Origin of the sequence: Brasilonema octagenarum UFV-OR1, assembly GCF_963888615.1 — a bacterium.
Lineage (GTDB): Bacteria > Cyanobacteriota > Cyanobacteriia > Cyanobacteriales > Nostocaceae > Brasilonema > Brasilonema sennae.
On the sequence record NZ_CAWPKW010000139.1, the window covers coordinates 52,535 to 79,471 of the forward strand.

Here is a 26,937-nt window from a genome sequence, read left to right on the forward strand (position 1 = left end):
AGATAGTCAAGGAATTAGAAAAACACCCCCTCGACATGGTTTCAACCCCAACTGGTCAAACTATTTATCCATAAAAGTACGGATTGCTCTGCAACGCGATTTAATTGAACATCTCCAACAGAGGGCGATGCTCATGCGCGGAGCAAACATTGCTGATCGCCATGTTTAGTGTCTAGCTCAAAAGTGTCGAACGCTTTTGAGAACTGCCTAAGTCCTGAAATCATTAGACCACAAAGCGTAGGGAGGTATTATCCATAAAAGCTATGTGATGGACATTTGAGATACTCCTGAACAGTTTCCAGAAGGAAGCCGAAACCTGTTCTTGTAGGCGGAACCTCAGATCTTGCACCTCCGGCTGAGTACGGCCAGAACTCAAGTTCTGGGCTCACAAACACGCGTCCGTTAAAACGGATTGGAAAACTAACAACAGTCCGTTAAAACTGAGATCTTGCACCATTATCAAGAACGCAACCTCATCCGCCTGGGAATCAATTAAGAGGCTTACAGTTCAAGTCTACTTTAGTAGACTCAAAAGCTTATGCAGTCGTCTTGAGACGACTTTTACTATGAGCAGGCGGGTTTAAACCCTAGGCGGTTGTTGATAAGGAGGCAGAGCCTCCTGATTATTGAGAATGGTGCAAGATCTCAGTTTTAACCGACTTAGACTTTGAGCCAAGAAATTTATTTCTTGGCGGACGAAAAGTATGGTGCAATATCTGAGGAACGCCCTCCCGCAAGGTAGGAACTGCTCACCGGGGGAATAACTGGAAAAATAAGCGACTCGCTTATTTTTTTGTCCCAATGCGTCACCCGACGAAAGAAAACCAAATATTCCCCGTCCTCAACGTAGAGTGCAGGACGAGGAATATCAATAGTTGTGTTCTGTTCAACTCAGAACCGTCAAAAAATATAGTTCATCTTTGGCAGCTTTCGTCGTACTAAGACTTAGGCTTATAAGTCGAGGCAACATGCAACTCTTTTAACTGCTTCGTATCTACCAACGAAGGTGCATCTGTGAGCAAACAACGTGCTTGTTGCGTCTTTGGAAAAGCTATGACGTCGCGAATTGATTCTTCTTTGGCTAGCAACATCACCAAGCGATCTAAACCATAGGCGATCCCACCGTGAGGCGGGGTACCATATTCAAACGCTTCCAACAGAAAGCCAAACTTATTATCTGCTTCCTCTGGGGAAAGCCCAATCGCCTCAAACACCTGCTCCTGAATTTCGCGCTGATAAATCCGCAGACTTCCACCGCCTACTTCAAAACCGTTGAACACCAAGTCATAAGCTTGTGCTCTTGCACTTTTTAAGTCACTCAAATCATCAGGATGAGGTGCAGTAAATGGGTGATGCAGTGCTTCTAGGCGATTTTCCTGTGCGTTCCATTCAAACATGGGAAAGTCTGTAATCCAGAGCAAGTTAATTTTTTCTGGATCTATTAACCCAAATTCTCTAGCGATAACTTGGCGTAACCGATCTAATGTTTTATTAACGGTAGCAGTGTCAGCAGCCGCGAAAAGCAGTAAATGACCGGGTTTTGCATCTGTCCGGCGTAAGATTTCCTGTTTTTGCTCTGGGGTGAGGTTGTCTTTAATTGCACCAATAGTGTCGATTTCTCCATCATCCCTGACTCGGATGTAAGCTAAACCTTTAGCACCTGCATCAGTTGCTTCCTTGAATAAATCACCGCCTGGTTTGATACGGACGTTAGAAATTGAATCGTTCCCGTTGGGAATAGGAAGAATTTTGACAATTCCTCCATTGGTAACAGCTTCGCGAAAGACTTTGAAGCCACAGTCTTTGACAACATCCGAGACATCGACGAGTTCTAAATCATAACGTGTATCTGGTTTATCACTACCATAACGTTCCATTGCCTCGGGGTAGACTAGACGCGGGAAAGGACGTTGTAATTCAATGCCTTTAACTGTCTTGAAAATATGACAAACTAACTTCTCGTTTAATTCGATAATCTCTTCTTGGGACATGAAGCTCATTTCCATGTCCAACTGGGTAAATTCCGGTTGTCTGTCGGCGCGTAAGTCTTCATCGCGGAAGCAACGCGCAATTTGATAGTATCGATCTAAGCCGGATACCATCAGCAATTGTTTGAACAGCTGGGGTGATTGCGGTAAAGCAAACCATTCACTAGGGTTAACGCGACTGGGTACGAGATAATCCCGCGCACCTTCGGGAGTGGAACGGGTGAGGATGGGGGTTTCGACTTCTAGGAAACCTTCCACGTCTTCTAGGTAACGACGCATCGCTTTGACAACTTGATGGCGCAGTTGCAAATTGTTTGCCATGCGATCGCGCCGCAAATCTAAATAACGATACTTGAGCCGCAACTCTTCCCGCACAGGATCGGCGTCTGCAGTGGAAACTTGAAATGGTAACTGTTTAGCGACTGAGTTGAGAAGTTTAATTGTATCGGCGTAGATTTCTATTTCGCCTGTAGGTATGCGGGGGTTTAAGGATTCTTCAGGACGTTGCGTCACTCTACCTGTGATTTCAACAACGTATTCATTTCGTAGGCTATTTGCCAGATCATAGGAATTAGGGGTACGCTGGGGATCGCTGACAACTTGCACAATACTAGTGCTATCGCGTAAATCTATAAATATTACACCTCCATGATCGCGGCGACGGTCTACCCATCCGTACAAGGTAACAGTTTCTCCAATGTGTTCTTTTCGGAGTTCGCCGCAATAGTAAGTTCGCATAAGTCTTTGTTCTTAATAACCGAGCTAGAGAATTCAAGTCCATGTTAAAGCTTTTTCATTATCTAGCATCATTAGTCATTCCAGTTCAATAAATCTCATGCATAAACACTAAAGATGTAAAGGCGCAGCAATTGATGCATCTCGAAGAGCGTTTTAGGATTTATTTTTTTTTAAATTAACGTTGAAGGCGAGGAGTTTAGCCGCGTCTTGGAAGCGATGATTGCCCTTAGAGGCGACTTGTTATGCTCAAAATGAAAATTTAGATGTTCTGGAAAGACGTCCTCACCGCCATAATCTTTGACTATGGCGGGAGTTTTCTCTCGGAACTAGGTAATGCTGAAGTTATAGATTCATTGCCAGCAACAGCATTACTTAACCCGCACTTTGATTGTATCGACCTCAACACAGCTTGATCGCTTAGAAATTGCGCTCTAAATTTAGTACGGTTTTCTCACTCAAGTTTTTCAGTCCTCTTCTTGGTTTATACTTAAAGTTCATCCTCTTATTGCTGCCGAGAGCGACTGGTCGTTAAGTTATTTTGATGACAACTTAGCTGACATCCTGATCACAGGTTCCAAAAACTTATCCAAATCCGGCGAACGTCCCTAAACTGCTAAGTTTTTTCTCAAAGAATAGGCTTCCCCTAATCTCTGATTGGGCTGCGGTGAGCGACTTTGAGCAGTAGGACGCCCGAGAGCGATGCTGATAGACTGCGCCGCTTTTGGCGATGCTCCAGCAGGAAGCTTTACCATTGGCGATAGCGTCATTTTCGTCTGCTTTTATCAAGTACAACGTTTTGGATACCTTGAAGAGTCTTGGTGTTGACAACGAATTTGTTTATCATGATCACTCACCATAAACTTTTACATACAAAGCTGTATCCAGAAAATTACGCAAAAGGCAGAGTTTTGAAGCGGTATTGTGGTACTATTACTCTATTTGGTGTTCGTAGTCAAAACTACGCTCTTTTTTTTTGGTTACGACAAAAGTTATTGCCCAGGTCAATCAGTAGATTTACTGAAAGTGAGAAATTAATAATTTTTTTGCATACGACCATAACTGGAGTCGGATAAGACAGTAAAATTTCAAAAATGTCATGCTATTGCAAAGGAGTCAGAAGCTATGTGTTGCTAACTAGAAGATTACCAGTTCAAAAACTCTTGACTTTATGAAAAATGGGTAAAACGACTTACCTAAACTTACGCGAACATACCCACAACTTATCAAGCAATGCGCTTTTAGGGAGTTTACTCCGTTATAGACACCCACATAACAGCTTTACGCAATATACGGTATCCGCTGTTGCGTTGTAATGAGTTGCATCAAAAAGGCTAACATCGTTGCAACTCCTCAGTTGCCATCAAATCAAAGATTTAGTTAACAAATCCTATGCGGTAAGGTTTTGCTTACCCCTAAACTGGCTCTGGCATTAGGTGAACCTGTAGGGGTAATTCTAAATTACTGCTGGTTCCAATCCGCCACTAAAAAATGACTCTGACTCAATTGTGAATTTTGACTGGCTGAATTTTTATTCAATAATTGAACTCCTCTAGACAATAACCCATAAATAGGGAAAAGCAACACAGGGAATCTACGGATTAAGGCATCACCACTTTTTAATAAATCTTATGGCGCAAAATACCAACAGATTAGGAATACTCGAAAGACCCGCTAAGAGCTTGCACGATTTAGCAAGATTTATCATCACCCCTTGGTTAGAAAGAGCATCCGTCAAATCTCTGCAAAAACGAGTCGATTATCTAGAACGACGTTTATCTCAAGATCTACCTAATACCGAACAACGTTTGGGATCGCTGATTCAGCAACTACAACGCCAGTTCAACTTTCTCCAAGACAATACAACAAATCGAATAGACAAGTTATTAGAGTACGATTTGCCTCAACAAGTGCTGGACGTGCTGAAAGAGCAGACTGATTTGATAACTCAAAATATAAAACCGATTGTGGAAGATTTGATACGCGAGCAAGAGGAGAAGAAACGTTCACAAGAAAGTATCAGCGAAGCACTTACTCAAGTCAAACATCACAAAATTGAAGAATTTTCAGAACATCTTATAGAGTTCACTGCGTCACTTCCACTTGTAGAAGAACAATCAGCTGCTTCTTTAGAAGCAGGATTGTGGCTTTTAGCTCATCGAGAAGAAATAACACAACAAGTGGCGGATGAGTTATTGGGTTCCCAAGATGCCCAAACACAAGTCTTTCGTCAGAACCTTAGTAAATATTTGAAACTGCTTGGAAGCTGCTTGGAAAACGGGATTCAACCTCGTTTACTTCACAAAGGAATCATCACTCATGAACAGCCGGCAGTTGAGGTATATGTGAATGGGTTCAAGTTGATTCAAAATAAATATATAAAGTCTTGGGAACAATCAGCACAAGTGTCAACGGAAGCAGCTCAACAGTTGAGGGCGTACTTTAAGTACTTGATTGATTATTTACTCAAGATCCTAGTATAAACTTTTTTATTTGCCCCTTCTAAAAGAAGGATGGGGCTTTGGGCGCTTTTTGGTAAATTAATTTTAAAATTTCCAAAAAGCAAGTTGATGAATCAGATTTTAAGTGTAGCGCCTCCTCAACAGGTTACTACTCAACAGCAAGCTCTAAAGTCCAAGCAAATTCTTGTAAAGTCGTTAATTGTCTTGGGGTGGGAAATGCTTTTGGCATTACCCATAGGTTTGATTTTGGCAAGATTTCACATTGGAGGAATTGCCTGGATATTTGGTGGTATAGTCTCTGGTGCAGTTGTGCTTCAGACTTATCGGGTTTGGGGTGGGTGTACCCTCAAACCTAATCGGACAGCTAGAAAGACGGGAATGGCGCTTGTCGGACTAAATGTTGGCTTTTGTGTAGGTAACGCTCATTTAGCTGATGTTGCTTCTTGTCTTCCTATTTTCGCTTTGATCACGTTCTTTTTGTTGCTGTGTGGTACCGTAATTGGCTACATTTACTCCCACATCAGCAAAACAAATATTTTAACAGCGATGCTGGCTACAGTACCGGGTGGTGTGGGGCCGATGTCGGCGATCGCTGCAGACTACGGCAAAAATGTTACCCTTGTCGCACTCGTACAAGCAATTCGCGTTACAACTGTAGTTTTTTTGATTCCCATCATTGCTAGAGTATCATCTGGTCAGCAAATTTATCCGCAAGCACTCCCCGTCAAAAGTGTCTTGTTCAGTCTCGAACCATCCCAATTAGGATTACTTTTACTAGCGCTGTTATTTGGTGGATTAGGAGTATATCTTGCTATCTTAAGCAAAATTCCGGCTGGCGAGTTTTTTGGTGCAATAGTCGCTGGGATAGCGTTTAATCCTTTGTGTGAATGGCTGCCTTTCGTGGGTGATGTAAACTTTACTTTACCGCCTCTAGTCAATATAGTGGGGCAAATGCTTTTGGGAATAACCATTGGTGAGTATTGGGGTGACAAACCCGCTTTCACAAAAAGGACTATAGTCTGCGCTTTAATGTCTGTTGGAATGACGCTGGTTGCAGGGGGACTGGCTTCCATCCTTGCTATGGAATTAACTTCTTGGGACTGGCTAACCTGTTTGCTGGTTACAGCACCGGGAGGTTCGGCAGAAATGATTTTAGTTGCCCTGGCATTAGATCATAATGTCGAAATTGTCACAGCTGGTCATTTGGTGCGATTAATTGCTATTAACAGTTCTCTACCATTGTGGGTATTTCTGTTTCGCCGTCTTGAGAGTCAATCTTTGGAATCAACTTCAGTAGAGCGAAAAGTTTTGTGAAAGCGGTGTTTTTGGCGATAAACTGTAGCTTTTCAGACTCAATTCAGGAAATGAACAAAAGCTAACTACTTGAGACAAACGATAAATTGAGCTTATCAATCTATCTGAGAAGGCGAAATATAAAGCTTTGATAACAATTCTTATGGGTGGGGCTTGTGTATGGGAAGTGAAAAAGTGATAATCTATCTCAACAAAGATTAGTTTATTAAACTCATCTATTGCACAGCCAATCGGTGTGAGGGCTAGGAAAAATGCAACTACCACTCTCCAAGGATGCTACAAAAGTCCGAGGCGCGGCATAGCCGCGCCTCGGTTTAGTCAAACTATCAGCTTTTGTTCTGTTAACGAGTTTTGTTTCGGTGCTTGTTGCTGAAAAAAGTTTGTGTGAAGAGGCAGAACAGATGCATAGCTCTGGTACAGGTGTTGAGAAATCATCACAGTTGTTATCCAAAACAAAGCGACAGGGAACAACTAAGAAGATTCGCCAACTGAGTGAGATAGAGCGTCCCAGCACCAGCGCCCAAATGTTACTGGGGCAGTCGCCAGCACCACAAACAGCACCTTCTGCTGAAGTCGTCCAAGTTACAGAAGTTAAGGCAAATCCCACCGATAAAGGTGTGGAGATCATCTTACAGACAACTAAAGGGCAGGCGTTGCAACTAGTCAATCGCAGCACTGGCAATACCTTCATTGCTGAAATTCCCAATGCTCAACTGCGCCTACCGTCGGGAGAGAGATTCATATTCCGCTCCGAAAAACCAATTGGGGGTGTTACCGAGATAACAGTAACTAACTTTGACGCCAAGACTATCCGGGTGACAGTCAAAGGTGAGGCGGGTGTACCAATTGTTGAGTTGTTTGATAGTCCAAATGAGGGTCTTATCTTTAGCGTCGCGAGTACTGCACAAAGGGCGCAGCAGGGGCAAAACCCCACCCCAAATTCCTCCCCGAACCTCGCAGAGGGGCAGGCGGAGGGGTCACAGCAGCAGCAAAACCAGACACAGCTAACTCAACCATCAGCATCGGGTGATGAACCGATTGAGTTGGTGGTGACAGGGCAGCAAGACGGATATCTCATCCCTGATGCTTCCATTGCAAAAACCGACACTCCCATCCTGAATACCCCTCGATCTATTCAAGTAATTCCTCAACAGGTGCTAGAGGATCAGAAAGTTGTTGAGCTACAAGACGCCTTGAGGAATGTTTAAGGAGTAGTCATATCAGGAGGACCTCGTGATGCATTTCAAAACTTTACCATTAGAGGCTTTAGTAGTGGTGGTATTTACAGAAACGGTCTGAGAATCGGAAGTAAGGTATTGAGTTGGATATAGCTGGTGAAATTTTACCAGGTTGGAATATCATTGCTTCTTATGCCTATACAGACGCAAAAGTTACCAAAGACACCAGAACAACTCTTGTTGATAATACGTTGAATAATGTCCCTGAACATAGCTTCAGCTTGTGGACAACCTATGAGCTACTAAAAGGAAATCTCAAGGGATTGGGATTTGGTTTAGGGTTTTTCTATATTGGAGAGCGACAAGGTGACCTAAACAACACCTTTACTTTACCAAGTTACTTGAGAACAGATGCTGCCATTTTTTACAAGAAAAATGACTTGCGAGTGGCTCTCAACTTTAAAAATCTCTTTGGTATTGATTACTTTGAAAGTGCAGATAGCGACTTACGTGTTTTCCCTGGTTCGCCATTCACGGTTCAAGGAAGCGTTTCATGGCAGTTTTGATTTTCCTCAAGGTTTCCTTACAAAAGCAGGAGCATCGACCATGAACTCTAAATCACTTTACCTTACACCGCTACCTCGGCTCAGCCGTAGGACTGCGACTGATTATCTTCGGCTTGACCGGCAACTTAGGATAATAGAGAATAGAATTACGGATGCTATCAATGGTTGCCGAAATCAAAGAATTTGATGCCCTACATTGGGTGAAAACTCGTTCATCCCTTAATCCCGATGAATCAACCTTTCTCGTTTGGCAGGGCAAGATTTATGCTTTTGTCCCAGGTGAGAAGAGAAAACTTCTATTTCAAATAGTGGGTTACAGCGTGAGTAGGTGTATTCCAACAGAAGAAGGCTGCTGGGATTTTACCTCAAGGGAACTGACTTACTACCTTCACCCAGAAACAGGAGAAATTTTGCATAAGTGGCATAATCCTTGGACAAACGAGACAGTTCCAGTGGTACACGTTGCAAATAGTCCCGTACAAGGTCATTTTAAAGGTAAGTTTTCAGCACCAGTAGACGGAGACTGGACAACCTTTGTGTTTGATATATTTCCTACTTACCCTAATCCTCTTGGGGAAAATCCCAAGTTTGCTGAGTATAGCCCACACCCGATTTATCAAGCAGCGGAATTGTTTAAATTAACTGTACCAACTGCAGATTTATTAAACTCTGAACTTCCCTCGGTAACTGAACTCAAGCTAAGTTGGGACCGCATTGGTCCGTGGCTTCCTTGGATGAAAATGGGTGCACATGCTGGTCATCTGATCTATAGTGCTTATGGAAGCAAAGTCAATAGCTTGGGCGAGTTACCGCAAGTGCTGCAAGATGAAATCAATACTCGTGTTCCTTTGTACAAGGATGCGCCCAAATCGCTTCTTGATGTAGAAGATATAAGTTCTTGGCTTTATTTCCAACACCACTTTGATGCCTACTTGACAGGTGAAACCTTTCCAGTGCCAGAAGCGGAGGATGTTTAGCTTTGTTGTGTAGAGAACAACAAAGCAAAGACAAAATACGAATTAGTATTTTAATACGAGGTAGACAAAGTAAAAATATGTCTCTCGCATTAAAAACTCAAACTGACTTTTGAAACTGCGGTAGCGAGTTGTGGGCGTAGGGGATGGATAGGCATCCATTCCCATGTCTTGTGCCATTAACACGGCTCGCTTAAGATGCAAAGGGTCGCTAACAATCAGAAATTTGGACAAATGGTATTTATCTGCTACCTTTTGAGCATTCTCAAGGTTTTGGTGAGTTGTGTGAGATTCTGTTTCGACAAGAATATCGGTTTCTTTGACTCCCCGCGCCATTGCATAGCGTTTCCCCACAACGGCTTCTGATGTATCATCATTTTTGCCAACGCCACCAGTAAAAATGATAGTACGTACAACTCCTCTTTTGTAGAGATGAATGGCGTGGTTGATTCTTTCTCGGAAAACTGGAGATGGTTTGTCTCCCCAAACTGCTGCACCCAGGACTATAGCAGCATCAGTTTTGACAACACGGTTAGCCCTACCATAAAAGTATATGCTGAATGCTGTGATTGCAACTACCAGCAAAAGTGCAGACATAATCCCAAGTATGACCAAAGCTAGCCATTGTGTTTTGGTTTGGTAACTGGGCATTGTTGATATCTCCGAAATTAAAATTTACAAGACTTCATCTATCTTTTAACAACTTTATGGAGCTTCTAACAACGTCCAAAAGTACCCATCTGGTGCAACAAAAGAGAAACTCATCTCTCCAAACTCGTTAGGAACGAGGTTTGTATACTTTTGCACGGGGCTTGCTTTGATGCGATCGCAATACATATCTAGTCCTCGCACCCGGTAGGTGTAAAGACAAACTCCCAAGCAACCCGGTTGTGCAGCTTCAAACCTAGAATTTAACTTAATCACATCAGGAAAGCGAATGATATAAAGTCTGCCGGAACGTGCGGCAAATATGTTTGTTTGAGAAGACCGGGGATCATCAAAGGCGGTAAGATAAAACTTTTCCCCCTTTTGGAGATCAAAAATTTCTCGACCTGCTATAGAAGATTCGTAGCTTGTTTCTACATCGTCACGCACACGCAGCAAACCTAAAACTTCGTCATAAAACTTTAGAGTTTCTTTGCTGTCATCCTGAATAATCATCCCCATATGAGTAAACTGGCTTGTCTTGAGGGGAGAATTTACGTTAATGTTCCCATAATGTGGTAATGTATAACCAAATCTCTGAAAGAAAACCTGTCGCATTAAAGGTTGTAATAAGAGCATTTCTCGCACTCCGATCACTGGTTCGATGAAAGGACGGCTTTTTTTCTCCTTGTTGTAAATCACTTCCCAGCGAGGGAATGTATTTTTAATTTCCCAACCGGCTGCTTTTGCCTCCTCCACATGATTTAAAATGTTCAACACATCGTCTGTTAAGGTCGTAGCCCAGCGATTTCCCTTCACTTTCATTGATCCCATCCCTAATCCCTGATTGGTGGGATTTTCCCAAATCATCAGACGAAGCAAACCATGATCTATATATTGATGGTAAAGACGAATCGAACGTAAGGACGAATTGATGCCATACAGTTGGTATGCTGCTGCTTGTGATAATTCACCAACTTGACCAACGCGATAGCCAAAGAGTTCCCAGTATTGAATAGCAGAAATTGGTTCTTTGACACCAATACACACTTCGTAGATGCCTTCAATAGCAGTTTGTTGCCCTTGGTTCATAGTTAGTTATAACGTATAATAAAAGAACTTTTTGAAACAGTGTGCTATTTGAATTATCAATCTATTAGCTTGACATAAATGTATCAGCTTGATAATTGCAAACTCAACAGAAGTAATATGTAATTGTATTAACAATTACATAGATGATTGTAAAACTTTCCTAATTTAACTATGTTTTTATATAAAGTAACGTCAAAACGTTTTTAGAGAGAAAAATAAAGACAGAAAGCACCATGAATTGGGATAAAAATGGTGAAAAACCCGTTTGTACAGACCTGATTTGAGATAGATAAAAAGTCTGCATAACTAACAAACGTTGAGAAACTATGAAGGCGATCGCCATGCTTGTGTTTATCCTTAACTAAGCTATATGTTGGCAAGTAGAATTTTTATCCCTTTTTCTGATTGAAATGTTTGAAATAGCGCCTTTTGAATGATTTTGATAAAACTTCGACAAAACTTTATAACAATATTGAGTATGATCTAGATATACTGTTACCATTGTGTCTAAATCCTAAAATCACAACATATTGTTGCTAGTTTCAAAAAGTGACAGTTACTAGTATTCGGGGTGACTATCTATACATATTTGATGAGAAAGTGTGTTGTCAGTAAATATGCGTCTACTTAATTTACTGCTGAATTAGGTAGAGGCAAGATAGCTTGACACATTTTTATAAGGTTTAAGGAGAAATTCTCATTAAACCTAAGTTACGTACACCATAGGCTATTATCGTTTTAATAGAGTACCAAAAGCGTAGTGAACAACCATTTGGAAAATTAGTTTTGATGTTGTTGACAGTAGAAGTGAGTGTCTCAACAGAGGATAGTTTGACACTTCTTCTAGACAAGATGATGGTACCAATTCTTTTTTTTGGTTTACTTCACTAGAAAATAAGAGTTTTTGAGCACAAGAAGTAGTGGAGGAAAATTTTCAGGTGTGCAGATGTAAATAGTTGATGACGGCTAGTTACCTATGATAGAAACAAAGACTATAGAAATCGTTTATCATACTATTTTGTTTGCTCATTGACTAGTAACAGCTAGTCTATTTTCCTATTATTGATGCTAACACATCTGATGAGATGAACCAATATTATTATAATACATTCATAGGCGATTGTTCAGTATTTTGTATCTAGGAAATTGCATCTACCAAAAAAGAAACCTTGACTGCTTCCAGTACATCATTGGAAAAAATTGGTAGAAAGTTAAAATGATTGACACACAGAAGAATCATATCACAGAGGAAAAGAAAGATTTTCCAGACAATTTATTCATAAACTCGTTGCAAAAAAGTACTGTTATACAGTATGCAGATGATCTTCAAAATTCCCGAAAAAAGGGTGTTGTTTCCTGGTTAAAACGAGCAAGTTTACGTAGAAAAGCGGTTGCCTTTGCCTTTGCCTTCGGTACATTGCCAATCATATTAGTAGGGGTGTTCACCTATAACATAGTCAACAACTCGACTACAAAGGAAATCACCAATGCTAAACAAGATAAAGCTAATTTCTTAGCAGACAACATAAACAGTTTTATGTTGAGACGATATGGAGATATTGAAATTTTCTCTAAACTGGCATTCTTACAAAACGGTAAATTCAGGCAAGTATTCAATCGTGAACAGATGCAAGCACAGCTAAGAAACTTAAATATTGAAAACAAGTATGAGAGCATTGCTGTGTTCGACATTCAAGGTAACTTACTTGCTGAGTCCCAAGGACAATCGATTCCTAATCAAAAAAACGAGGACTATTTTCAAAAAGTAGTCAAAACTAACACACCTGAAATCAGTCTACCTTCAGCAGCACAAAACAAAGAGAAAGCTAAAATTTACATATCTGCTCCTGTTAAAGATAGTGAAACAGGTGAAACCATTTATATTATCCGAACAGCTACGCTTTTAAAATCTTTAGAAAAGGTAATATCTACATCGAAAATAAGTCAAGAGAATTACTATTTGATAGATGATTCCAGAAAAATTTTTCTGAGCAAAATAGGATCTCACTTAGGTAATGATGCTAAAGAAGAAATTCCGGGATGGGATAAACTGCAACCACAACAGCAGGTAGTTTCTGGTATATTTTCAAACGAAAAGGAAAATACTGAAAAATTAATAACTTATGCGCCTTTGCCAAAAGTAGAAGGATTGCCACAATTAAAATGGGCATTAGTTCTAGATTTAGATACAGCCACTGCATTTGCAACACAGAGACAATTATTACTGGCATTGCAGATGGGGACTTTCATCACAGAATTGCTCGTTGGTGGCTTTGCAGCAATTGTTGCTAATAGTCTCGTGCGACCAATTTTGGTTGCGACAATGGCAGTTCAAAAATTGGGTAAAGGCAATCTTGATACTCGAATTGCGATTAAAGGCGAAGACGAACTTGCAATCTTGGTTTCTAACATCAACAAGATGGCAGACCAAGTGCAAGACTTACTACAAAAACAAGCTACAGAAGCTCATTTCTTAAAGTTACTCACAAATATCTTCCTCTCAATTCGTTCCTCTTTGAGTAGTGAAGAATTGTTCAACCTTACAGTTACAGAAGCAAGACAAGCACTCAAAGCGGATCGGGTTGTTATTTATCACTTTAATGCTCAAGGAGGCGGACAAATCGTAGCCGAATCCGTTGCTTCTGATTTTCCTGTTTCTCTTGGGGAAAAAATTAAATATACCTCTATAAGTCAGGAGATGATAGAGGCTTACAGAGAAGGTCGGGTGATGGTTATTAACAATCTTTTGGAAGCAGGCTTTCCCCTCGAATACCACAATTTCATGGAAAAATTGCAAGTCAAAGCGAAGTTAGTAACCCCTATTTTCAAAGAAAATCAACTCATAGGTCTTTTGATTGCTCATCACTGTCAGGAAATTCATAATTGGGAGTTCAGTGAAATTAATTTCTTGCGGCAGTTGGCGCTTAAAGTTGGGTTAAACTTGGAACGTCTCAGTTTACTTGAGATGGCACAGACACAAAAAGACCTTGCCATCGACTTGTCTAAAACCCATAACTCGCAAGATGTATGCAATTTAGCGGTTCAAAGCATCCGTAAAGCCTTGAAAGTAGAGCGAGCAGTCATTTACAAAATAGACGAAAATGTCCATGGAAGCGTCGTTGCAGAATCAGTAGTAACAGGTTGGCCTTGTTGTCTTGGTGCAGAAATTAACGACCCTTGTTTAAAAGATTATGTTGAGAAATATCGTCAGGGTCGTGTTGTAGCCATCAATGATATTTACCAAGCCCAGCTCAACGAGTGTTATATCAAACAACTAGAAGCGTTTGCAGTCAAAGCAAATTTAATCGCACCAATTTTGATAGATAACAACTTGCTCGGTTTGTTAATTGTCCATCAGTGTTCTCAATCACGTCTATGGGAACAGTCGGAAATTGATTTGTTTGAGCAATTTGCCAGAATTGTTGGGCTAGCTTTAGAACGGTCTAATCTTTTAGAGCAAGCTGAACAAGGACGCCAAATTGCAGAACAAGGTTCAATGCAGCAACGCCAGCAGAAAGAAACGCTGCAAATGCAATTGCTAAGATTGATATACTGTTTAGAAGAAGCATCTCAAGGTGACCTAACAGTGCGCGCTGAAGTCACCGGTGCGGAAATAGGCACTGTTGCTGACTTTTTTAACTCCTTATTAGAAAGTTTGCAGGAGATTGTGATTCAAGTCAAGCTAGCAGCGACTCAAGTGAATGCTGCAGTTGCAGACAACTCAGGAGCAATGGGTGAACTGGCAATTAACGCACTCAAACAAGCACACGAAATTAGCCAGAGTCTAAATGCTATTGACCAAATGAGGCAATCGATTAAAACTGTGGCAAAAAATGCCCAACAAGCCGCAGAAGTTTCCCGTACAGCATATCACGCCGCCAAAACAGGAGACACAGCTATCGACCTGACAGTCGAAAATATTCTCAAATTGCGGGACACGATGGGGGAAACAGGGAAAAAAGTCAAGCGTCTTGGAGAATCTTCCCAACAAATTTCGCGTATGGTGGCATTGATTAATGAAATTACCAAGCAAACCAACTTGTTAGCTATCAACAGTAGTATTGAAGCAGCGCATGCTGGTGAAGAAGCGCAAGGTTTTGCTGTTATTGCTGAAGAAGTTAGTTTGCTAGCAGCTCAAAGTAGGGAAGCCACTTCAGAAATTCAAGAAATTGTTGCCAATATCCAACTGGAAATCAGCGAAGTTGTCAAAGCTATGGAGTTGGGAACCACACAGGTTGTTGAAGGAACGACTCTGGTTCAAAATACCAAACACAGCTTGAATTATATTCTGGAAGTCTGTCGTCAAATTGACCAATTCGTACAGTCAATTTCTAATGCTACAGTTTCTCAAGTACAAACCTCGCAAGACGTTTCCCTGCTGATGCAAGATATTGCTAAAGTCTCTGAAACAACTAGCAACTCATCTCACCAAGTTTCCACTTCTCTACAGAAAACAGTAGAGATTTCCCAACAGTTGCAAGAAAAAGTGCGGACATTTAAGCTACATTCTCAAGAACAGCAGAGGCTGATTGATAGCGATAAGCTGTAGGACTTTGGCGTGAGGCAACGACTGTGAGCGCTCAATGGTAACAAACCATTTTATCTAAAATCTCCCCCAACTTCTGGCTCACTTGCGTCCTTTGACGCCACTTAACAATTCAAAATGGACTGCGTCCCGCTATGATCTAGCAATTTAGTTGCTGGTAGGGACTGCGTATGATTTCAATGGGACGCAGACAGAATTTATTTATTGATGAATCTAAAAAAGACTCCCAAAGTATTACAGGCATTGGCACAATGAAGGCAGTGCTGATTTATGTGCAAAACGTGAGTTCAGAAAGTCTAGAAATTGCCAAAGCTACGTACCAAAGTGCTAAAGTTGCCTTTGAAAAGGGGCAGTACCGAAAAGCTGTTGAACAACTGGAAAAGGCAAGAACCCTCGTGGCTCCTAATTCTCGCCTCGGTGGTGAGTTACAAATGTGGCTCGTCACAGCTTATCAAGCAGCAGGGCGCACAGAAGAGGCGATCGCCCTTTGCGAACAACTCAAGCGCCATCCCCATTCAGAAACGAGTAAACAAGCAAAAGAACTACACTATATCCTCAAAGCACCAAGATTAGAACGACCAAGGGAATGGATGACCGAAATTCCCGATTTGAGTGCAATGGCTGACAATCAAACCAAACTTCCTCTGAGTGTAAAGAATACCAAATCTTCCAAAAAGCAGATGCCTCCTGAACGAGAATTTCTTGACCTTACTCAGGTCAATACCAGAGATAATCGATTTATTTGGATGGCGTTGATTGTCATTGGTTTAACGTTAGGTGGTTTATTTTGGTTGAGTTTGTAATTGACTTTGGGGGGTTTTCCGAGAATGCATTTGTATGCTTTAGCAAAGGATTTTGTGCGTGTACTTAGATTAGTAGGACGTTCTAGCAAGCGCGAAGGCTCGAAATCTAAAATTCAAAATCCTGTTTTGTGGATTGTGCTTGTGGTTTCTCTGTTACTATCTGGTTGTGTCAACTATGATGTAGGTGTTAATTTTTACAATGCAAATGGCGGCGAGTTTGTACAACACATTAAGTTGGAAGAGCGACTAACCAGTTTTAGTGGCGATTCTGTGTATGAATGGTTGAATAGTATAGAGCGTCGCGCCCGCAAATTGGAAGGCAAGACACGAAGGGTTTCTAATGAAGAGGTTATTGTTTCAATTCCCTTTAGTAGCGGTCGGGAACTACAAACCAAGTTTAATGAATTTTTCCACCCTAGTACCACTCAAACACTTGAGTCCATAAGAAGTGAAACTGAGTCGCAATTGCCGCAAATTGATTCTAATTTACTGTTGTTTCAGAATAATTTCCTGCTTTTAGTGCGGAATCGATTGGTTTATGACTTGGATTTGCGATCGCTTGCTCTACTTTCCAGCAAAGGAAATGTTTTGGCGAGTCCTGGCTCAATTCTCGATTTAGAATTTGGCTTAAACGCTCCTTGGGGTGCTAGAAATGTGGAAAATACTAATGTAATTCTTCCAGAAAAAAATGGAAATCAGTTGATGTGGAAGCTCAAAACTGGAGAATTGAACCATATAGAAGTGGTCTTTTGGCTTCCTAGTCCCCTAGGTTTTGGTACTTTATTCATTATTCTGTTTGTCTGGGCAGGTTTTTATCTGAGATACACTTTTATGCCAGATCCCAGAATTCAATTTGTTTCACAAGGAACAGTCACAGAATAGTCCTGTGCTTCATTACGCTGTATTCCACTCCTGGCGGACATAGTTACTTTTAATTATGTCCACATTCTTTAGTTTGGCTCAAACTGCTTGCTTTTAATTCATCAAAAGATTGATTAATTTTTGTGTAATAGGAAAACCAGTCTGATTTTCAAAATGTATAAACATTGGACTGGGGTTTGCTTCTAAAAATATATACTCACCGTTTGGTTTACAACGCCAGTCAATAGCAGTCCACTCTAGCATAAATGCCTTTGCTATTGCTAAACATTGTTGTTGAATTGATTCTGGTAACTCTCTCGGAATTAACTCAGCATCCAAATCTTCGCGAAAATCTACCGCATGACTGCGAATTTCAGCAGAATAAACTGATTCTCCAATAACATAGCTACGAATATTTGTCCCAGGAATGTACTCCTGTAGTGTGACTGGAGAAAGACTCAAAGCCAAGTTCAATCTCTTTGGTTCTAAATGCTCTTGTGTCAAAAACTGGGTATGAGCACCACCATAAACTGGCTTAAAAATAACTTTTTCATTTATCTGAACAAATTCTGTAATTTCTCCTGGATGATTACTAATCAAAGTGGCTGGAATAGTCACTCCTATTTCTTTGGCTTTGCTAAGTTGTAGAGGTTTTTCTTTATGAAACTGGTATGCTTGCCAAGAATTAACCCAATGACATGGACAAGCCTGGATTAATGAGCGCAGTGTACTTATTGAATCATTAAATGCAACATACTGTTGGTTTGAGTCTTTTAACTGCGGAACCTGAACGCCGGAAAAGCTACGCCAAAATATACTGTGAATATCTAGGAAATTTAATTGATGTTCTTCAGATAGAGCTAAAGATCCCACCTTAGTATCAGGTCTCCAAGACATCCTTAATTGTGTTGGAAATAGCTGAGTATCGAAATAATTTACCGTCGCACCAGCATCTGTAAGAGCATTCTTCAGATGGGCAGCATGAGCATCTAAAGAATTGCCCAAAATTAAAATGTTCATTTTAAATTAGCGGTTTTAAGAAGTCTGAAAATAAAATAAATTTAACCGCATATAGTTTCAGCACTTGACTCTAAAGTGCTGAAACTATATGGTATGTAAACTTGAACTGAAATCGTTTTTCAGTCAATTACTAAAGTGGGTTTTGTCTCCGCCATGCGCTTATCACGCGGAGTTTTCAACCAGTCGCTTTAAACTTCACATTAACGACCAATCTACCAAGGAAAGTGACCTCCAATTTCAAACCAACCTTTGGTCACTGGAGGCTTTTTGGGTGGCTTCTCTCCTGTTTCACTTCCTGGACAGGGGGCAGAAATACAATTTATCACTCCCCCTCCTTCTTCACCTACAGCTTGAGTGGTGACTGTCCCTCCTCCTCCTTCTTCACCTAAAGCTAGAGTGGTGAATTTATCCGATCCACCTAAGACTTGAGCAGCCTCTTCGTCATTGAGTTCCTCTTCAAAATTGAGTTCTATTGCTTCTAAATCTGAAACATCTAGACCAAAGGGATGGTTCATTACAGTTCTCCTGGGTTGATAAAATTTCTGGGTTTTGTACTGGGTTTGCGGAGTGTTAGGAAAAGGTTCTGATTCCTGTACTTGTAGTACATATATCAGATATTTGTGGTTCTTGTTACTATCTTTTTGTAACAATTTTATACTTGCATAATTTTGAAAAAAGTCAAGTAAAGACTGCTCTTTTCCTAGTAATAACTGTCCTGTTATCTGCTATCTGACTCGTACATTCAGTTGTTGATCCCCAACGCTATGAGTGAGGTCAACGTACTTGGCTGTTTGAAATGACTGCTGATAAACCTGCCATAGAGGAGGTACAGGGCGCGGCTGTGCTGCGTTGATGGACAGGCAAACAACAAAGCTCAAGAATGTGACTAAATACAAAAGCGCGAGTTTTTTCATTACGGCGACAAACGCTGAATTTTCCAACTACCATCATCTAAGCGAGTATAAAGCAAGCGATCGTGCAGACGGTTAGAACGTCCTTGCCAAAATTCGATTTCTGTGGGGATCACGCGCAAGCCACCCCAGTGTTGTGGTCGCTTAACATCTTGGTTTTGATATTGAATTTGCAACTCCTGCATCCGTTGTTCCAGCGCTTCTCGGCTTTTTATAACCTGACTTTGCTCAGACGCCCATGCACCTAGGCGACTGTTCAAAGGACGGCTATAAAAATACTCATCTGACTCGTTTTCGGAAACTTTTTCTACACTCCCACAAATACGGACTTGGCGTTCTAGTTCCGCCCACCAGAAAACTAATGAAGCTTGAGGATTTTCTGCTAACTGCTGTCCTTTATGACTGTTGTAGTTGGTATAAAAGATAAAGCCCCGTTGGTCAAAACCTTTGAGCAGCACAATTCTTGCTGAGGGCTGACCGTTTACTGTAGCTGTGGCTACAGTCATCGCGTTTGGTTCTGGAAGTTGGGCTGCTAATGCTTGGTCAAACCATTGTCTAAACTGTATAAAAGGATTAGAGTTTACATCCTTTTCGCTCAAACTTTGCAGGGTGTAGTCTTTGCGAAGGTCAGCGATCGTTTTGTCCATTTTCGTTTACTTTCCTATTATTAAGTACGTATTTCAGTACTTGGTGCCTGTATTTGCAAAAATATTTATCTAATCTAGTAGTCCACCACATCAACTTTGAGGGGTAGATGAGGTGAAAAAATTCTTACTCTCCCCCAGCTTCCCCAGCTTGCCTTAACCCCGCAATTTTGGGTAGTCCGAGCACTAGATGGTCATCAGCTTTCACTAAGTTGTACCTAATGTATCAAAGCGTTTTAACACAGATAACATAAGATGTACCGTTCAGCCTCAGTTCAACGTCTGTTAATATACGGCCTGAGCGGTCCGATTATCGCTCTCAATCTCTGGTTGCTGTATGTGATTTTTCGCTTATTCCAGCACCCCATCACCATTGTGAGCATTGCAGCAATTCTGGCTTTTTTACTGAACTACCCAGTCAAGTTATTTGAACGCATTACCTTGAGCCGTGCTCAAGCAGTTATCATTGTATTGCTGTTAACTTTAACGCTTTTGGTCATTCTTGGCGTTACGCTCGTACCAGTAGTTATTGACCAAACAATACAACTTTTAAATAAAATTCCAGATTGGCTAGCCACCAGTCAAGCAAACTTGGAGCAGATTGAAGCTTTAGCTAAAAAGCAGCGTTTTCCCCTAGATTTGACGGTAGTCAGCAATCAAATAAATGCAAACATTCAAAGTTTGCTGCAACAGTTGGCTTCCGTTGTTGTGGGATTTGCGGGAACACTGTTATCGGGTTTAGTTGATCTGATATTGGTAGTAGTGCTGGCATTTTATATGCTATTGTATGGCGATCGCGTATGGTCTGGCTTATTCAACTTCTTACCACCTCATATTCGATTCCCCTTAACCACATCTTTACGACTTAATTTCCACTACTTTTTTCTCAGCCAGATTTTGCTAGCATTGTTCATGGTAATTAGTCTTATTCCTATTTTCTTACTTCTCAAAGTACCTTTTGCCTTGTTATTTGCCATACTCATAGGTATATCCCAACTCATCCCCTTCATCGGGGCGACTTTAGGTATTGGTTTGGTTACTTTTTTAGTTTTGCTGCAAAATTGGTGGTTGTCAGTGCAAGTCGCTATAGCTGCCATAGTCATCCAGCAAATTAAAGATAATCTGTTAGGTCCCAAGTTACTTGGCGATTTTATTGGTGTTAATCCCATCTGGATTTTTGTAGCTATTCTCATGGGATTTGAGATTGCTGGTTTATTAGGAACACTGGTTGCTGTTCCTATTGCTGGCACCATCAAAGTTACCTTCGATGCTATCAAAGGCGGTAACAGAAAAAACAGTGTAACTGAGTAGGAGTTTCGGGAATGATTGATAAAAATTTCATATACATAGGGAAATGTAAAGATTATTTTTATGATTTTTTCGATCCATTTTTGTAACAAGAGTAGGTGTATCAAAATATCATATGTTATACTCTACGAGTTATATTCATTCTCATACCATTTTGTTTTCTAGCAATCCTAAATAGTTTGTGAAATTCTTCCGCAAGGTTGTTCTAAGTCAATTCTCCAGTGTTTTTTATTTCTTTGTACAAATGACAAAAGTCTCATAGACGGGTTTACTGCCTGTCACTCGTGGTGTAAGAAACTCTTTGTCGAGCGTAAGCTCAAAAGGCGTACTGATTCCAAAAAGTACTGAGTAACCCCAAAAGTTGTTTGACAAGTAAAATAAAACTGCTGTAGATGTTCAACCTTAACGTTTTCAAACTTTTTTGGATAGGACGTTGCGCTATAGTTCAAGCACCATTCAAAATGGTATTAGCCACAATTTTCAGGGAAGCATTGAGCAAAAAAAATTATCTAGTCTTTGGTTTTCAATGAGACAAATCAACTTTGTTATAATCTTTATCTTTTGTTTAGCCTTGGCTTTATTTGCCCTCGAGAACACCCAACCCGGAACAATCAATATCGTTCCAGAAGTACAGGTGCAGGCACCAATTGCAATTGAGTTGCTTTTGGCAGCTGGGATAGGAGCAGTTCTGGCTTGGTTGTATAGTATCTGGACACATTTTCTGCGACTTGTACTTTCTGGTCAACAAGTGCGACAGAAAAATGTCCAAATTAAGGAACTAGAAAGGAAAGTTGAACAATATCAAGCAGAAGTTCAATCTTTGAAACCTGTTCTACCGCCAGTGAATGATTCTGTAGCAAAAGAAGCACAAGTCATCAGCCAATAACAGAATTGTTTCGTGAGTACTTAGTAGTTGTTAGTCGTCCCACTATCGACTACTAACACAACAAAGAACAACTCATAAGAAATAGCAATTTCTTATACAAAACCAGTAAATCCAATATCCAAACAATTAATGGATGCTTCTGAGTTATTGGAAAAAATTACACTTTTGATTCATCAGGCGGAACTTGGGGAAATAGACCCTTGGGATGTCAAAGTGATTTCGGTGATTGATAATTATTTGGAATTAATGGGATCGCAAGCAACCAGCAAGGGCTATGAAGCTGACTTGTTGAAATCAGGACAAGCTTTTTTATCGGCATCGAAACTTGTGCTATTTAAAGCAAATACTTTGATGGAATTGCAATCAGCAGCACAAGATCAAGAAGCGGCCGTTGATGATGGATTGCTTACGAGTGAAGACGGGATCATTCATCAAGCTCAGCGCTTACCATTAGAGCGGCACTTGCGTCGTCGTCCAATAGCAATGCCACCATCAAAGCGTCGCGTGACTTTGCAAGAACTGATTTCGCAATTGCAAATCATGGCGCAACAATTGAAACTCGTAGAAAAAGTTAATAAACCTGTCCGTCAGAAACGGCAACCTAGTTTGCAAAGTATGCGGGCAGCATTAGAGTTGGCTCACCAGGAAAATCTTACAGAGGTGGCTTTTGAACTAGAGCAGCTCTTGCAAAGTGTGGCAACACAATTGAGTTCACACAACAGTTGGCTCAATCTTGAACAACTGGTGGAGTTGTGGACGCAAACAAAGCAACCACAACAAAATAATACACACACATCGCAACATAGTCATATAGTTGTTAGTGTTTTCTGGGCTTTACTACTGCTTTGCGCTCAATCGAAAGTGGAGCTATTTCAGGAGGAGTTTTATCAGGAAATTAAAATCAGGTTACTGACTGATTCAGCTAATCATGAATCCATAGATGCTCCCTTGAATTCAGAGTTTGCAACATAGGAATATTCAAAATTATCAGAGTTTGGCTTCAGCAAGTTCCAAAATCCGATTAAATTGAAAAAGATAACGAATGAGAAGATGTAGACACCAACAAAAATTTTGCCAAGTCGCAAAATCCTTTGTGTACAGGTTACCTACTCTGGATGGTGAATAGACAGCGCTCTCTAGATGAAAGTTTTGTGCATCTTGGTGAGTGAGTTGACTGTTGGCGCAACTCCTGTGTTCGTGGCGTTGCAAGAGCGTGCTCTCGGGGCATACTAAGCATACGTATGCTTTATTACGCAGTTTTTCTCCGTAAGTCGGGTGAACACTCACTCTGCCGCATAGCATGTGGAAACGAATTAGGACATAGGCGTGCTGGAGGTATATTCATATCTCTTCCTCCAGACTGTTTTATATTGGCGCAACCCTAGGCAGGACTTACGGTGTAGCCATGCCCCAGGCATAGGGCTTCTCGTAAAGTTCAATGGGCTTTAAGCAGGGTAGGTTAGAGTAGGATAAAGAATGATATGAGGTCATGAAGTGTGAATGCTCAAAGCTAGGTATGAAAAATTTATACTTTATACTTAATATTTTATATTTTATTCATGCTTTATACTTGACACTACTAGGCACGTTATGCCGATGACTGAGCCAAAGTGTCTTGATCTCTGTTATCCGTGCTTTGCGGGGTGACTTCAATCAGAAATAAACTCACGATGAAATATGACTTAATAACAGTAAACTCGCTTGTGGTTGAGGAATAAACACATATGAAGGCGATGATTCTCGCAGCTGGTAAAGGTACTCGCGTACGTCCGATTACCTACACAACGCCCAAACCGATGATGCCCATTTTGCAGAAGCCAGTGATGGAATTTTTACTGGAACTTTTACGCAAACACGGCTTTGACCAGATTATGGTTAATGTAAGCCATTTAGCAGAGGAAATTGAAAGTTATTTCCGTGATGGTCAGCGGTTTGGCGTACAAATTGCCTACTCTTTTGAAGGTCGTATTGTTGAAGGTAGTCTTGTTGGGGAAGCAGTTGGATCTGCCGGGGGCATGCGGAAAATCCAAGACTTTTATCCATTCTTTGATGATACCTTTGTAGTGTTGTGCGGTGATGCCCTGATTGACCTAGATTTGACAGCAGCTGTGAAGTTGCACAAATCTAAAGGAGCTCTTGCCACCATTATCATGAAATCCGTGCCTAAGGAAGAAGTTTCTAGCTATGGTGTAGTCGTCACCAACGAAGATGGTCGTGTTAAAGCTTTCCAAGAAAAACCCAAAGTTGAGGAAGCTCTAAGCACTAATATCAACACAGGTATTTATATTTTTGAACCAGAGGTTTTTAATTATATCCCATCTGGGGTAGAGTATGACATTGGTAGCCAACTTTTCCCCAAACTGGTAGAAATTGGTGCGCCCTTCTACGCTATCCCAATGGACTTTGAATGGGTGGATATTGGAAAAGTTCCAGACTACTGGCGGGCAATTCGTGGTGTCCTTTCAGGGGAAATAAAGAACGTGCAAATCCCTGGACAACAAGTCGCACCTGGTATATACACTGGCATGAACGTTGCTGTCAATTGGGATAAAGTCGATATTACAGGTCCAGTTTATATCGGCGGCATGACCAAGATTGAAGACGGAGCCAAAATTGTCGGCCCTACGATGATAGGTCCAAACTGCTGGATATGCAGTGGTGCTACGGTAGAAAACAGTGTCATTTTTGAATGGTCACGATTGGGACCGGGAGTACGGCTTGTGGACAAGTTGGTATTTGGTCGTCACTGCGTAGACAAGACTGGAGCAACGATAGATGTCCAAGCAGCAGCTCTGGACTGGCTCATTACTGATGCTCGCCGAGATCCACCATCGCATACACCAGTGGAACGGCAAGCTATTGCTGAATTGTTAGGAAATAATGCTACTTAGTCATTAGGAGGGAGTACGCTCTTGCGACTTTTAGCGTTGTAGCATCTGCCGTTTTAAAGTCATTAGTCACTAATTGATGACTAATGACTTTTGACTTTTAACTGTTCAGGTAAGTGTAGCGTCGCAAACTTTGTTCATAGGTTTGCAACAGCCTTTGAGCTTCCGCTAAAGTAATGTGATTTTCTTCTAAAGCATGCTCACAACGCTGGCGAATGCTTTCGACCATATCTTCAGAGTCATACTGCACATAGCTTACCACTTCGCTCATGGTATCACCTTTAACAACGTGTTCAATTTGGTAACCTTTTGGAGTCAGTTGGATGTGAACTGTGTTGGTGTCGCCAAAGAGATTGTGCAAATTGCCCATAATTTCTTGGTAAGCTCCGTTGAGGAACATTCCGAGATAGTAGGGTTCTCCTGATTTGAGGGGGTGCAGTTCTAAAACTGATTTCACATCCCGCAGGTCAATAAACCTGTCGATTTTGCCATCACTATCGCATGTCAGGTCTGCCAAAATTCCTCGCCGTGTTGGTTCTTGATCCAAACGGTGAATTGGCATAATAGGGAAAAGCTGGTCAATAGCCCAACAGTCGGGTGCAGATTGAAACACAGAAAGATTGATGTAGTAGATAGAAGCCATGATTTGTTCTAGGTCTTCCATCTCGTCCGGTACGTATTCCTGCTTTCTGGTTATTTCAAGAATTTTTTGACAACAAGCCCAGTAAAGCCTTTCAGCTTTAGCGCGTTCTGTAAGACTTAAAATTCCTAAGTTGAAACGACTGATGGCTTCTTCTTTGAATTGGGTAGCGTCGTGGTAGAGTTCTTGGTAGTTCTCCTCGTTAACAGATTGGAAAGTTTCCCACAGGTAAGTAATAACCGGGGATTCACCTTCTTTTGGCTGTTCTGGTGAGTCAAGCGGGACAACACTGCTACTAAGAACGTCAAAAATCAGTACCGATTGATGGGAAGCAATCGCCCGTCCGCTTTCGCTTATCAGTGTTGGTACTGGAAGTTTTCGTTCGGCACAAGTATCTTTTAACTCTGCCACGATATCGTTGGCATAGTTCTGCATATTGTAGTTTTTTGAGGCATAGAAGTTGGTTTGCGAACCGTCATAATCGACACCCAAGCCACCTCCAACATCGAGATACCTCATCTTTGCCCCTAATGCTGCCAGCTCCACATAAATACGGCTAGCTTCTTGAATGGCATCTTTAATCACATTGATGGCTGAGATTTGCGATCCGATGTGGAAGTGTAATAGCTGCAAGGAACCCAATAGGTTAGCATTACGTAACTTGTCAACTGCCTGAATAATCTCAGGGATGGTGAGACCGAATTTAGCGCGATCGCCTGTAGAAGTTCCCCACCGTCCCATCCCTTGGGTACTTAGTTTAGCTCTCACACCCACAATTGGCTCAATCCCCAATTGTTGGCTGACTTCGATCACCAAATCAACTTCTTCGACTTGTTCTAAAACGATAATCGGCTTTTGACCTAGTTTTTGTGCCAGCATCGCTGTCTCGATGTATTCTCGGTCTTTGTAGCCGTTGCAAATCAGCAGCGCTCCTGGTGTATCCAATAAAGCTAGACCAATCATTAACTCTGGCTTTGAACCAGCTTCTAAGCCAAATTGATGGGGTTTGCCGAACTTTACCAAGTCTTCAATTAAATGCCGTTGCTGATTGCACTTGACAGGAAATACGCCACGGTAAACACCAGGGTAGTTGTAGCGGGCGATCGCTTTGGCAAAACAAGCGTTTAACCGCTCAATCCTGTCTTCCAAAATATCCGAGAAACGAATCAGTAGCGGCAATCCTAGACTACGCTGTTTAAGGGCGTTGACGAGTTCATATAAGTCTAAAGAACCACCGCGATCGCCTTTAGGAGAAACAGTGATATGACCTGCTGCGTTTATAGAAAAGTAAGGCTGCCCCCAACCTTCTATTCGGTAAAGTTCTTCACTCTTTTCAATTGTCCACTGGCGAGGTACATCTGCTGATGTGGCTGGTGGTAGCAGCTTTTTTTGTTTATTATTTTTCAATTCCGCTTTTTGTCCATCGGACGGCAGTTTCAGCACCCCTTCTAATTTCTCTGTTGACTCAACATGCAT

General features: G+C 41.3%; 21 protein-coding genes and 1 pseudogene. 13 read left to right on the top strand and 9 right to left on the bottom strand.

Annotated features, from left to right (window positions below):
- Nucleotides 1–938: 938 nt before the first annotated feature.
- Nucleotides 939–2,726 (bottom strand): aspartate--tRNA ligase, encoded by a 1,788-nt coding sequence (gene aspS, locus AC5590_RS09400; RefSeq protein ID WP_169263703.1) that lies wholly within the window; start codon nucleotides 2,724–2,726, stop codon nucleotides 939–941.
- Nucleotides 2,727–2,989: 263 nt separating this feature from the next.
- On the opposite strand from aspS, the gene AC5590_RS09405 reads away from it, so the two are divergent.
- Nucleotides 2,990–3,139 (top strand): hypothetical protein, encoded by a 150-nt coding sequence (locus tag AC5590_RS09405; RefSeq protein ID WP_169263704.1) that lies wholly within the window; start codon nucleotides 2,990–2,992, stop codon nucleotides 3,137–3,139.
- A gap of 192 nt (nucleotides 3,140–3,331) precedes the next feature.
- Here the strand turns inward: AC5590_RS09405 and AC5590_RS09410 are convergent, their stop codons facing one another.
- Nucleotides 3,332–3,493: a hypothetical protein gene (locus tag AC5590_RS09410; protein WP_169263705.1), complete on the bottom strand. Its 162-nt coding sequence runs from the start codon at nucleotides 3,491–3,493 to the stop codon at nucleotides 3,332–3,334.
- An 861-nt stretch (nucleotides 3,494–4,354) separates the two neighbouring features.
- On the opposite strand from AC5590_RS09410, the gene AC5590_RS09415 reads away from it, so the two are divergent.
- The 5 genes and pseudogenes from AC5590_RS09415 (at nucleotide 4,355) to AC5590_RS09435 (ending at nucleotide 9,220) form a co-directional block, all read left to right on the top strand.
- Complete coding sequence (locus tag AC5590_RS09415; protein WP_169263706.1) at nucleotides 4,355–5,206, top strand: hypothetical protein; 852 nt, start codon at nucleotides 4,355–4,357, stop codon at nucleotides 5,204–5,206.
- 87 nt (nucleotides 5,207–5,293) lie between these two features.
- A complete protein-coding gene (locus AC5590_RS09420; RefSeq protein ID WP_169263707.1) occupies nucleotides 5,294–6,499 on the top strand; it encodes an AbrB family transcriptional regulator in 1,206 nt (401 codons plus the stop codon).
- A gap of 359 nt (nucleotides 6,500–6,858) precedes the next feature.
- A complete protein-coding gene (locus AC5590_RS09425) occupies nucleotides 6,859–7,707 on the top strand; it encodes an AMIN domain-containing protein (protein WP_348982687.1) in 849 nt (282 codons plus the stop codon).
- A 104-nt stretch (nucleotides 7,708–7,811) separates the two neighbouring features.
- A pseudogene (locus AC5590_RS09430) lies at nucleotides 7,812–8,243 on the top strand (TonB-dependent siderophore receptor); the annotation flags it as partial.
- Between the two features lie 161 nt (nucleotides 8,244–8,404).
- The gene (locus AC5590_RS09435; protein ID WP_169263731.1) at nucleotides 8,405–9,220 is read left to right on the top strand and encodes a DUF1838 domain-containing protein; all 816 of its coding nucleotides are present in this window, start codon (nucleotides 8,405–8,407) and stop codon (nucleotides 9,218–9,220) included.
- 42 nt (nucleotides 9,221–9,262) lie between these two features.
- On the opposite strand, the gene AC5590_RS09440 is transcribed toward AC5590_RS09435, so the two are convergent.
- Both AC5590_RS09440 and AC5590_RS09445 read right to left on the bottom strand, forming a co-directional pair.
- On the bottom strand, nucleotides 9,263–9,868 hold the full coding sequence (locus tag AC5590_RS09440) for a YdcF family protein (protein WP_169263708.1): 606 nt from the start codon (nucleotides 9,866–9,868) through the stop codon (nucleotides 9,263–9,265).
- A 54-nt stretch (nucleotides 9,869–9,922) separates the two neighbouring features.
- A complete protein-coding gene (locus AC5590_RS09445; RefSeq protein ID WP_169263709.1) occupies nucleotides 9,923–10,954 on the bottom strand; it encodes a VOC family protein in 1,032 nt (343 codons plus the stop codon).
- A gap of 1,216 nt (nucleotides 10,955–12,170) precedes the next feature.
- Between AC5590_RS09445 and AC5590_RS09450 the strand changes: the two genes are divergently transcribed.
- The 3 genes from AC5590_RS09450 to AC5590_RS09460 all read left to right on the top strand — a co-directional run bounded on the left by AC5590_RS09450 (nucleotide 12,171) and on the right by AC5590_RS09460 (nucleotide 17,185).
- Entirely contained in the window at nucleotides 12,171–15,503 is a 3,333-nt protein-coding gene (locus tag AC5590_RS09450; RefSeq protein ID WP_169263710.1) for a GAF domain-containing protein, read from the top strand.
- 278 nt (nucleotides 15,504–15,781) lie between these two features.
- On the top strand, nucleotides 15,782–16,303 hold the full coding sequence (gene bamD, locus AC5590_RS09455) for an outer membrane protein assembly factor BamD (protein WP_169263732.1): 522 nt from the start codon (nucleotides 15,782–15,784) through the stop codon (nucleotides 16,301–16,303).
- A gap of 24 nt (nucleotides 16,304–16,327) precedes the next feature.
- The gene (locus tag AC5590_RS09460) at nucleotides 16,328–17,185 is read left to right on the top strand and encodes a DUF3153 domain-containing protein (RefSeq protein ID WP_169263711.1); all 858 of its coding nucleotides are present in this window, start codon (nucleotides 16,328–16,330) and stop codon (nucleotides 17,183–17,185) included.
- 93 nt (nucleotides 17,186–17,278) lie between these two features.
- Here the strand turns inward: AC5590_RS09460 and AC5590_RS09465 are convergent, their stop codons facing one another.
- From AC5590_RS09465 to pdxH, 4 genes are all read right to left on the bottom strand, one after another.
- Nucleotides 17,279–18,184, bottom strand: coding sequence for an ATP-grasp domain-containing protein (locus tag AC5590_RS09465; RefSeq protein ID WP_169263712.1), 906 nt, complete (start codon nucleotides 18,182–18,184; stop codon nucleotides 17,279–17,281).
- A 212-nt stretch (nucleotides 18,185–18,396) separates the two neighbouring features.
- Nucleotides 18,397–18,699: a hypothetical protein gene (locus AC5590_RS09470; RefSeq protein WP_169263713.1), complete on the bottom strand. Its 303-nt coding sequence runs from the start codon at nucleotides 18,697–18,699 to the stop codon at nucleotides 18,397–18,399.
- A gap of 210 nt (nucleotides 18,700–18,909) precedes the next feature.
- The gene (locus AC5590_RS09475) at nucleotides 18,910–19,098 is read right to left on the bottom strand and encodes a hypothetical protein (RefSeq protein WP_169263714.1); all 189 of its coding nucleotides are present in this window, start codon (nucleotides 19,096–19,098) and stop codon (nucleotides 18,910–18,912) included.
- Nucleotides 19,098–19,742, bottom strand: coding sequence for a pyridoxamine 5'-phosphate oxidase (gene pdxH / locus AC5590_RS09480; protein ID WP_169263715.1), 645 nt, complete (start codon nucleotides 19,740–19,742; stop codon nucleotides 19,098–19,100). The genes AC5590_RS09475 and pdxH overlap by 1 nt, the downstream gene beginning before the upstream one ends.
- Nucleotides 19,743–19,994: 252 nt before the next feature.
- On the opposite strand from pdxH, the gene AC5590_RS09485 reads away from it, so the two are divergent.
- The 4 genes from AC5590_RS09485 (at nucleotide 19,995) to AC5590_RS09500 (ending at nucleotide 24,824) form a co-directional block, all read left to right on the top strand.
- A complete protein-coding gene (locus AC5590_RS09485) occupies nucleotides 19,995–21,050 on the top strand; it encodes an AI-2E family transporter (protein WP_169263716.1) in 1,056 nt (351 codons plus the stop codon).
- Nucleotides 21,051–21,573: 523 nt separating this feature from the next.
- Nucleotides 21,574–21,933, top strand: a complete 360-nt coding sequence (locus tag AC5590_RS09490; RefSeq protein ID WP_169263717.1) for a lipopolysaccharide assembly protein LapA domain-containing protein — start codon at nucleotides 21,574–21,576, stop codon at nucleotides 21,931–21,933.
- 129 nt (nucleotides 21,934–22,062) lie between these two features.
- Nucleotides 22,063–22,905: a segregation/condensation protein A gene (locus AC5590_RS09495; RefSeq protein ID WP_169263718.1), complete on the top strand. Its 843-nt coding sequence runs from the start codon at nucleotides 22,063–22,065 to the stop codon at nucleotides 22,903–22,905.
- Nucleotides 22,906–23,657: 752 nt separating this feature from the next.
- Entirely contained in the window at nucleotides 23,658–24,824 is a 1,167-nt protein-coding gene (locus AC5590_RS09500; protein WP_169263719.1) for a nucleotidyltransferase family protein, read from the top strand.
- A gap of 97 nt (nucleotides 24,825–24,921) precedes the next feature.
- On the opposite strand, the gene speA is transcribed toward AC5590_RS09500, so the two are convergent.
- Nucleotides 24,922–26,937: a biosynthetic arginine decarboxylase gene (gene speA, locus AC5590_RS09505; protein WP_169263720.1), complete on the bottom strand. Its 2,016-nt coding sequence runs from the start codon at nucleotides 26,935–26,937 to the stop codon at nucleotides 24,922–24,924.

Coding starts and splice junctions, on each gene's coding strand:
- aspS (WP_169263703.1), bottom strand. CDS start 2,726: ATGCGAACTTACTATTGCGGCGAACTCCGAAAAGAACACATTGGAGAA.
- AC5590_RS09405 (WP_169263704.1), top strand. CDS start 2,990: ATGTTCTGGAAAGACGTCCTCACCGCCATAATCTTTGACTATGGCGGG.
- AC5590_RS09410 (WP_169263705.1), bottom strand. CDS start 3,493: ATGACGCTATCGCCAATGGTAAAGCTTCCTGCTGGAGCATCGCCAAAA.
- AC5590_RS09415 (WP_169263706.1), top strand. CDS start 4,355: ATGGCGCAAAATACCAACAGATTAGGAATACTCGAAAGACCCGCTAAG.
- AC5590_RS09420 (WP_169263707.1), top strand. CDS start 5,294: ATGAATCAGATTTTAAGTGTAGCGCCTCCTCAACAGGTTACTACTCAA.
- AC5590_RS09435 (WP_169263731.1), top strand. CDS start 8,405: ATGGTTGCCGAAATCAAAGAATTTGATGCCCTACATTGGGTGAAAACT.
- AC5590_RS09440 (WP_169263708.1), bottom strand. CDS start 9,868: ATGCCCAGTTACCAAACCAAAACACAATGGCTAGCTTTGGTCATACTT.
- AC5590_RS09445 (WP_169263709.1), bottom strand. CDS start 10,954: ATGAACCAAGGGCAACAAACTGCTATTGAAGGCATCTACGAAGTGTGT.
- AC5590_RS09450 (WP_169263710.1), top strand. CDS start 12,171: ATGATTGACACACAGAAGAATCATATCACAGAGGAAAAGAAAGATTTT.
- AC5590_RS09460 (WP_169263711.1), top strand. CDS start 16,328: ATGCATTTGTATGCTTTAGCAAAGGATTTTGTGCGTGTACTTAGATTA.
- AC5590_RS09465 (WP_169263712.1), bottom strand. CDS start 18,184: ATGAACATTTTAATTTTGGGCAATTCTTTAGATGCTCATGCTGCCCAT.
- AC5590_RS09470 (WP_169263713.1), bottom strand. CDS start 18,699: ATGAACCATCCCTTTGGTCTAGATGTTTCAGATTTAGAAGCAATAGAA.
- AC5590_RS09475 (WP_169263714.1), bottom strand. CDS start 19,098: ATGAAAAAACTCGCGCTTTTGTATTTAGTCACATTCTTGAGCTTTGTT.
- pdxH (WP_169263715.1), bottom strand. CDS start 19,742: ATGGACAAAACGATCGCTGACCTTCGCAAAGACTACACCCTGCAAAGT.
- AC5590_RS09485 (WP_169263716.1), top strand. CDS start 19,995: ATGTACCGTTCAGCCTCAGTTCAACGTCTGTTAATATACGGCCTGAGC.
- AC5590_RS09490 (WP_169263717.1), top strand. CDS start 21,574: ATGAGACAAATCAACTTTGTTATAATCTTTATCTTTTGTTTAGCCTTG.
- AC5590_RS09495 (WP_169263718.1), top strand. CDS start 22,063: ATGGATGCTTCTGAGTTATTGGAAAAAATTACACTTTTGATTCATCAG.
- AC5590_RS09500 (WP_169263719.1), top strand. CDS start 23,658: ATGAAGGCGATGATTCTCGCAGCTGGTAAAGGTACTCGCGTACGTCCG.
- speA (WP_169263720.1), bottom strand. CDS start 26,937: ATGCATGTTGAGTCAACAGAGAAATTAGAAGGGGTGCTGAAACTGCCG.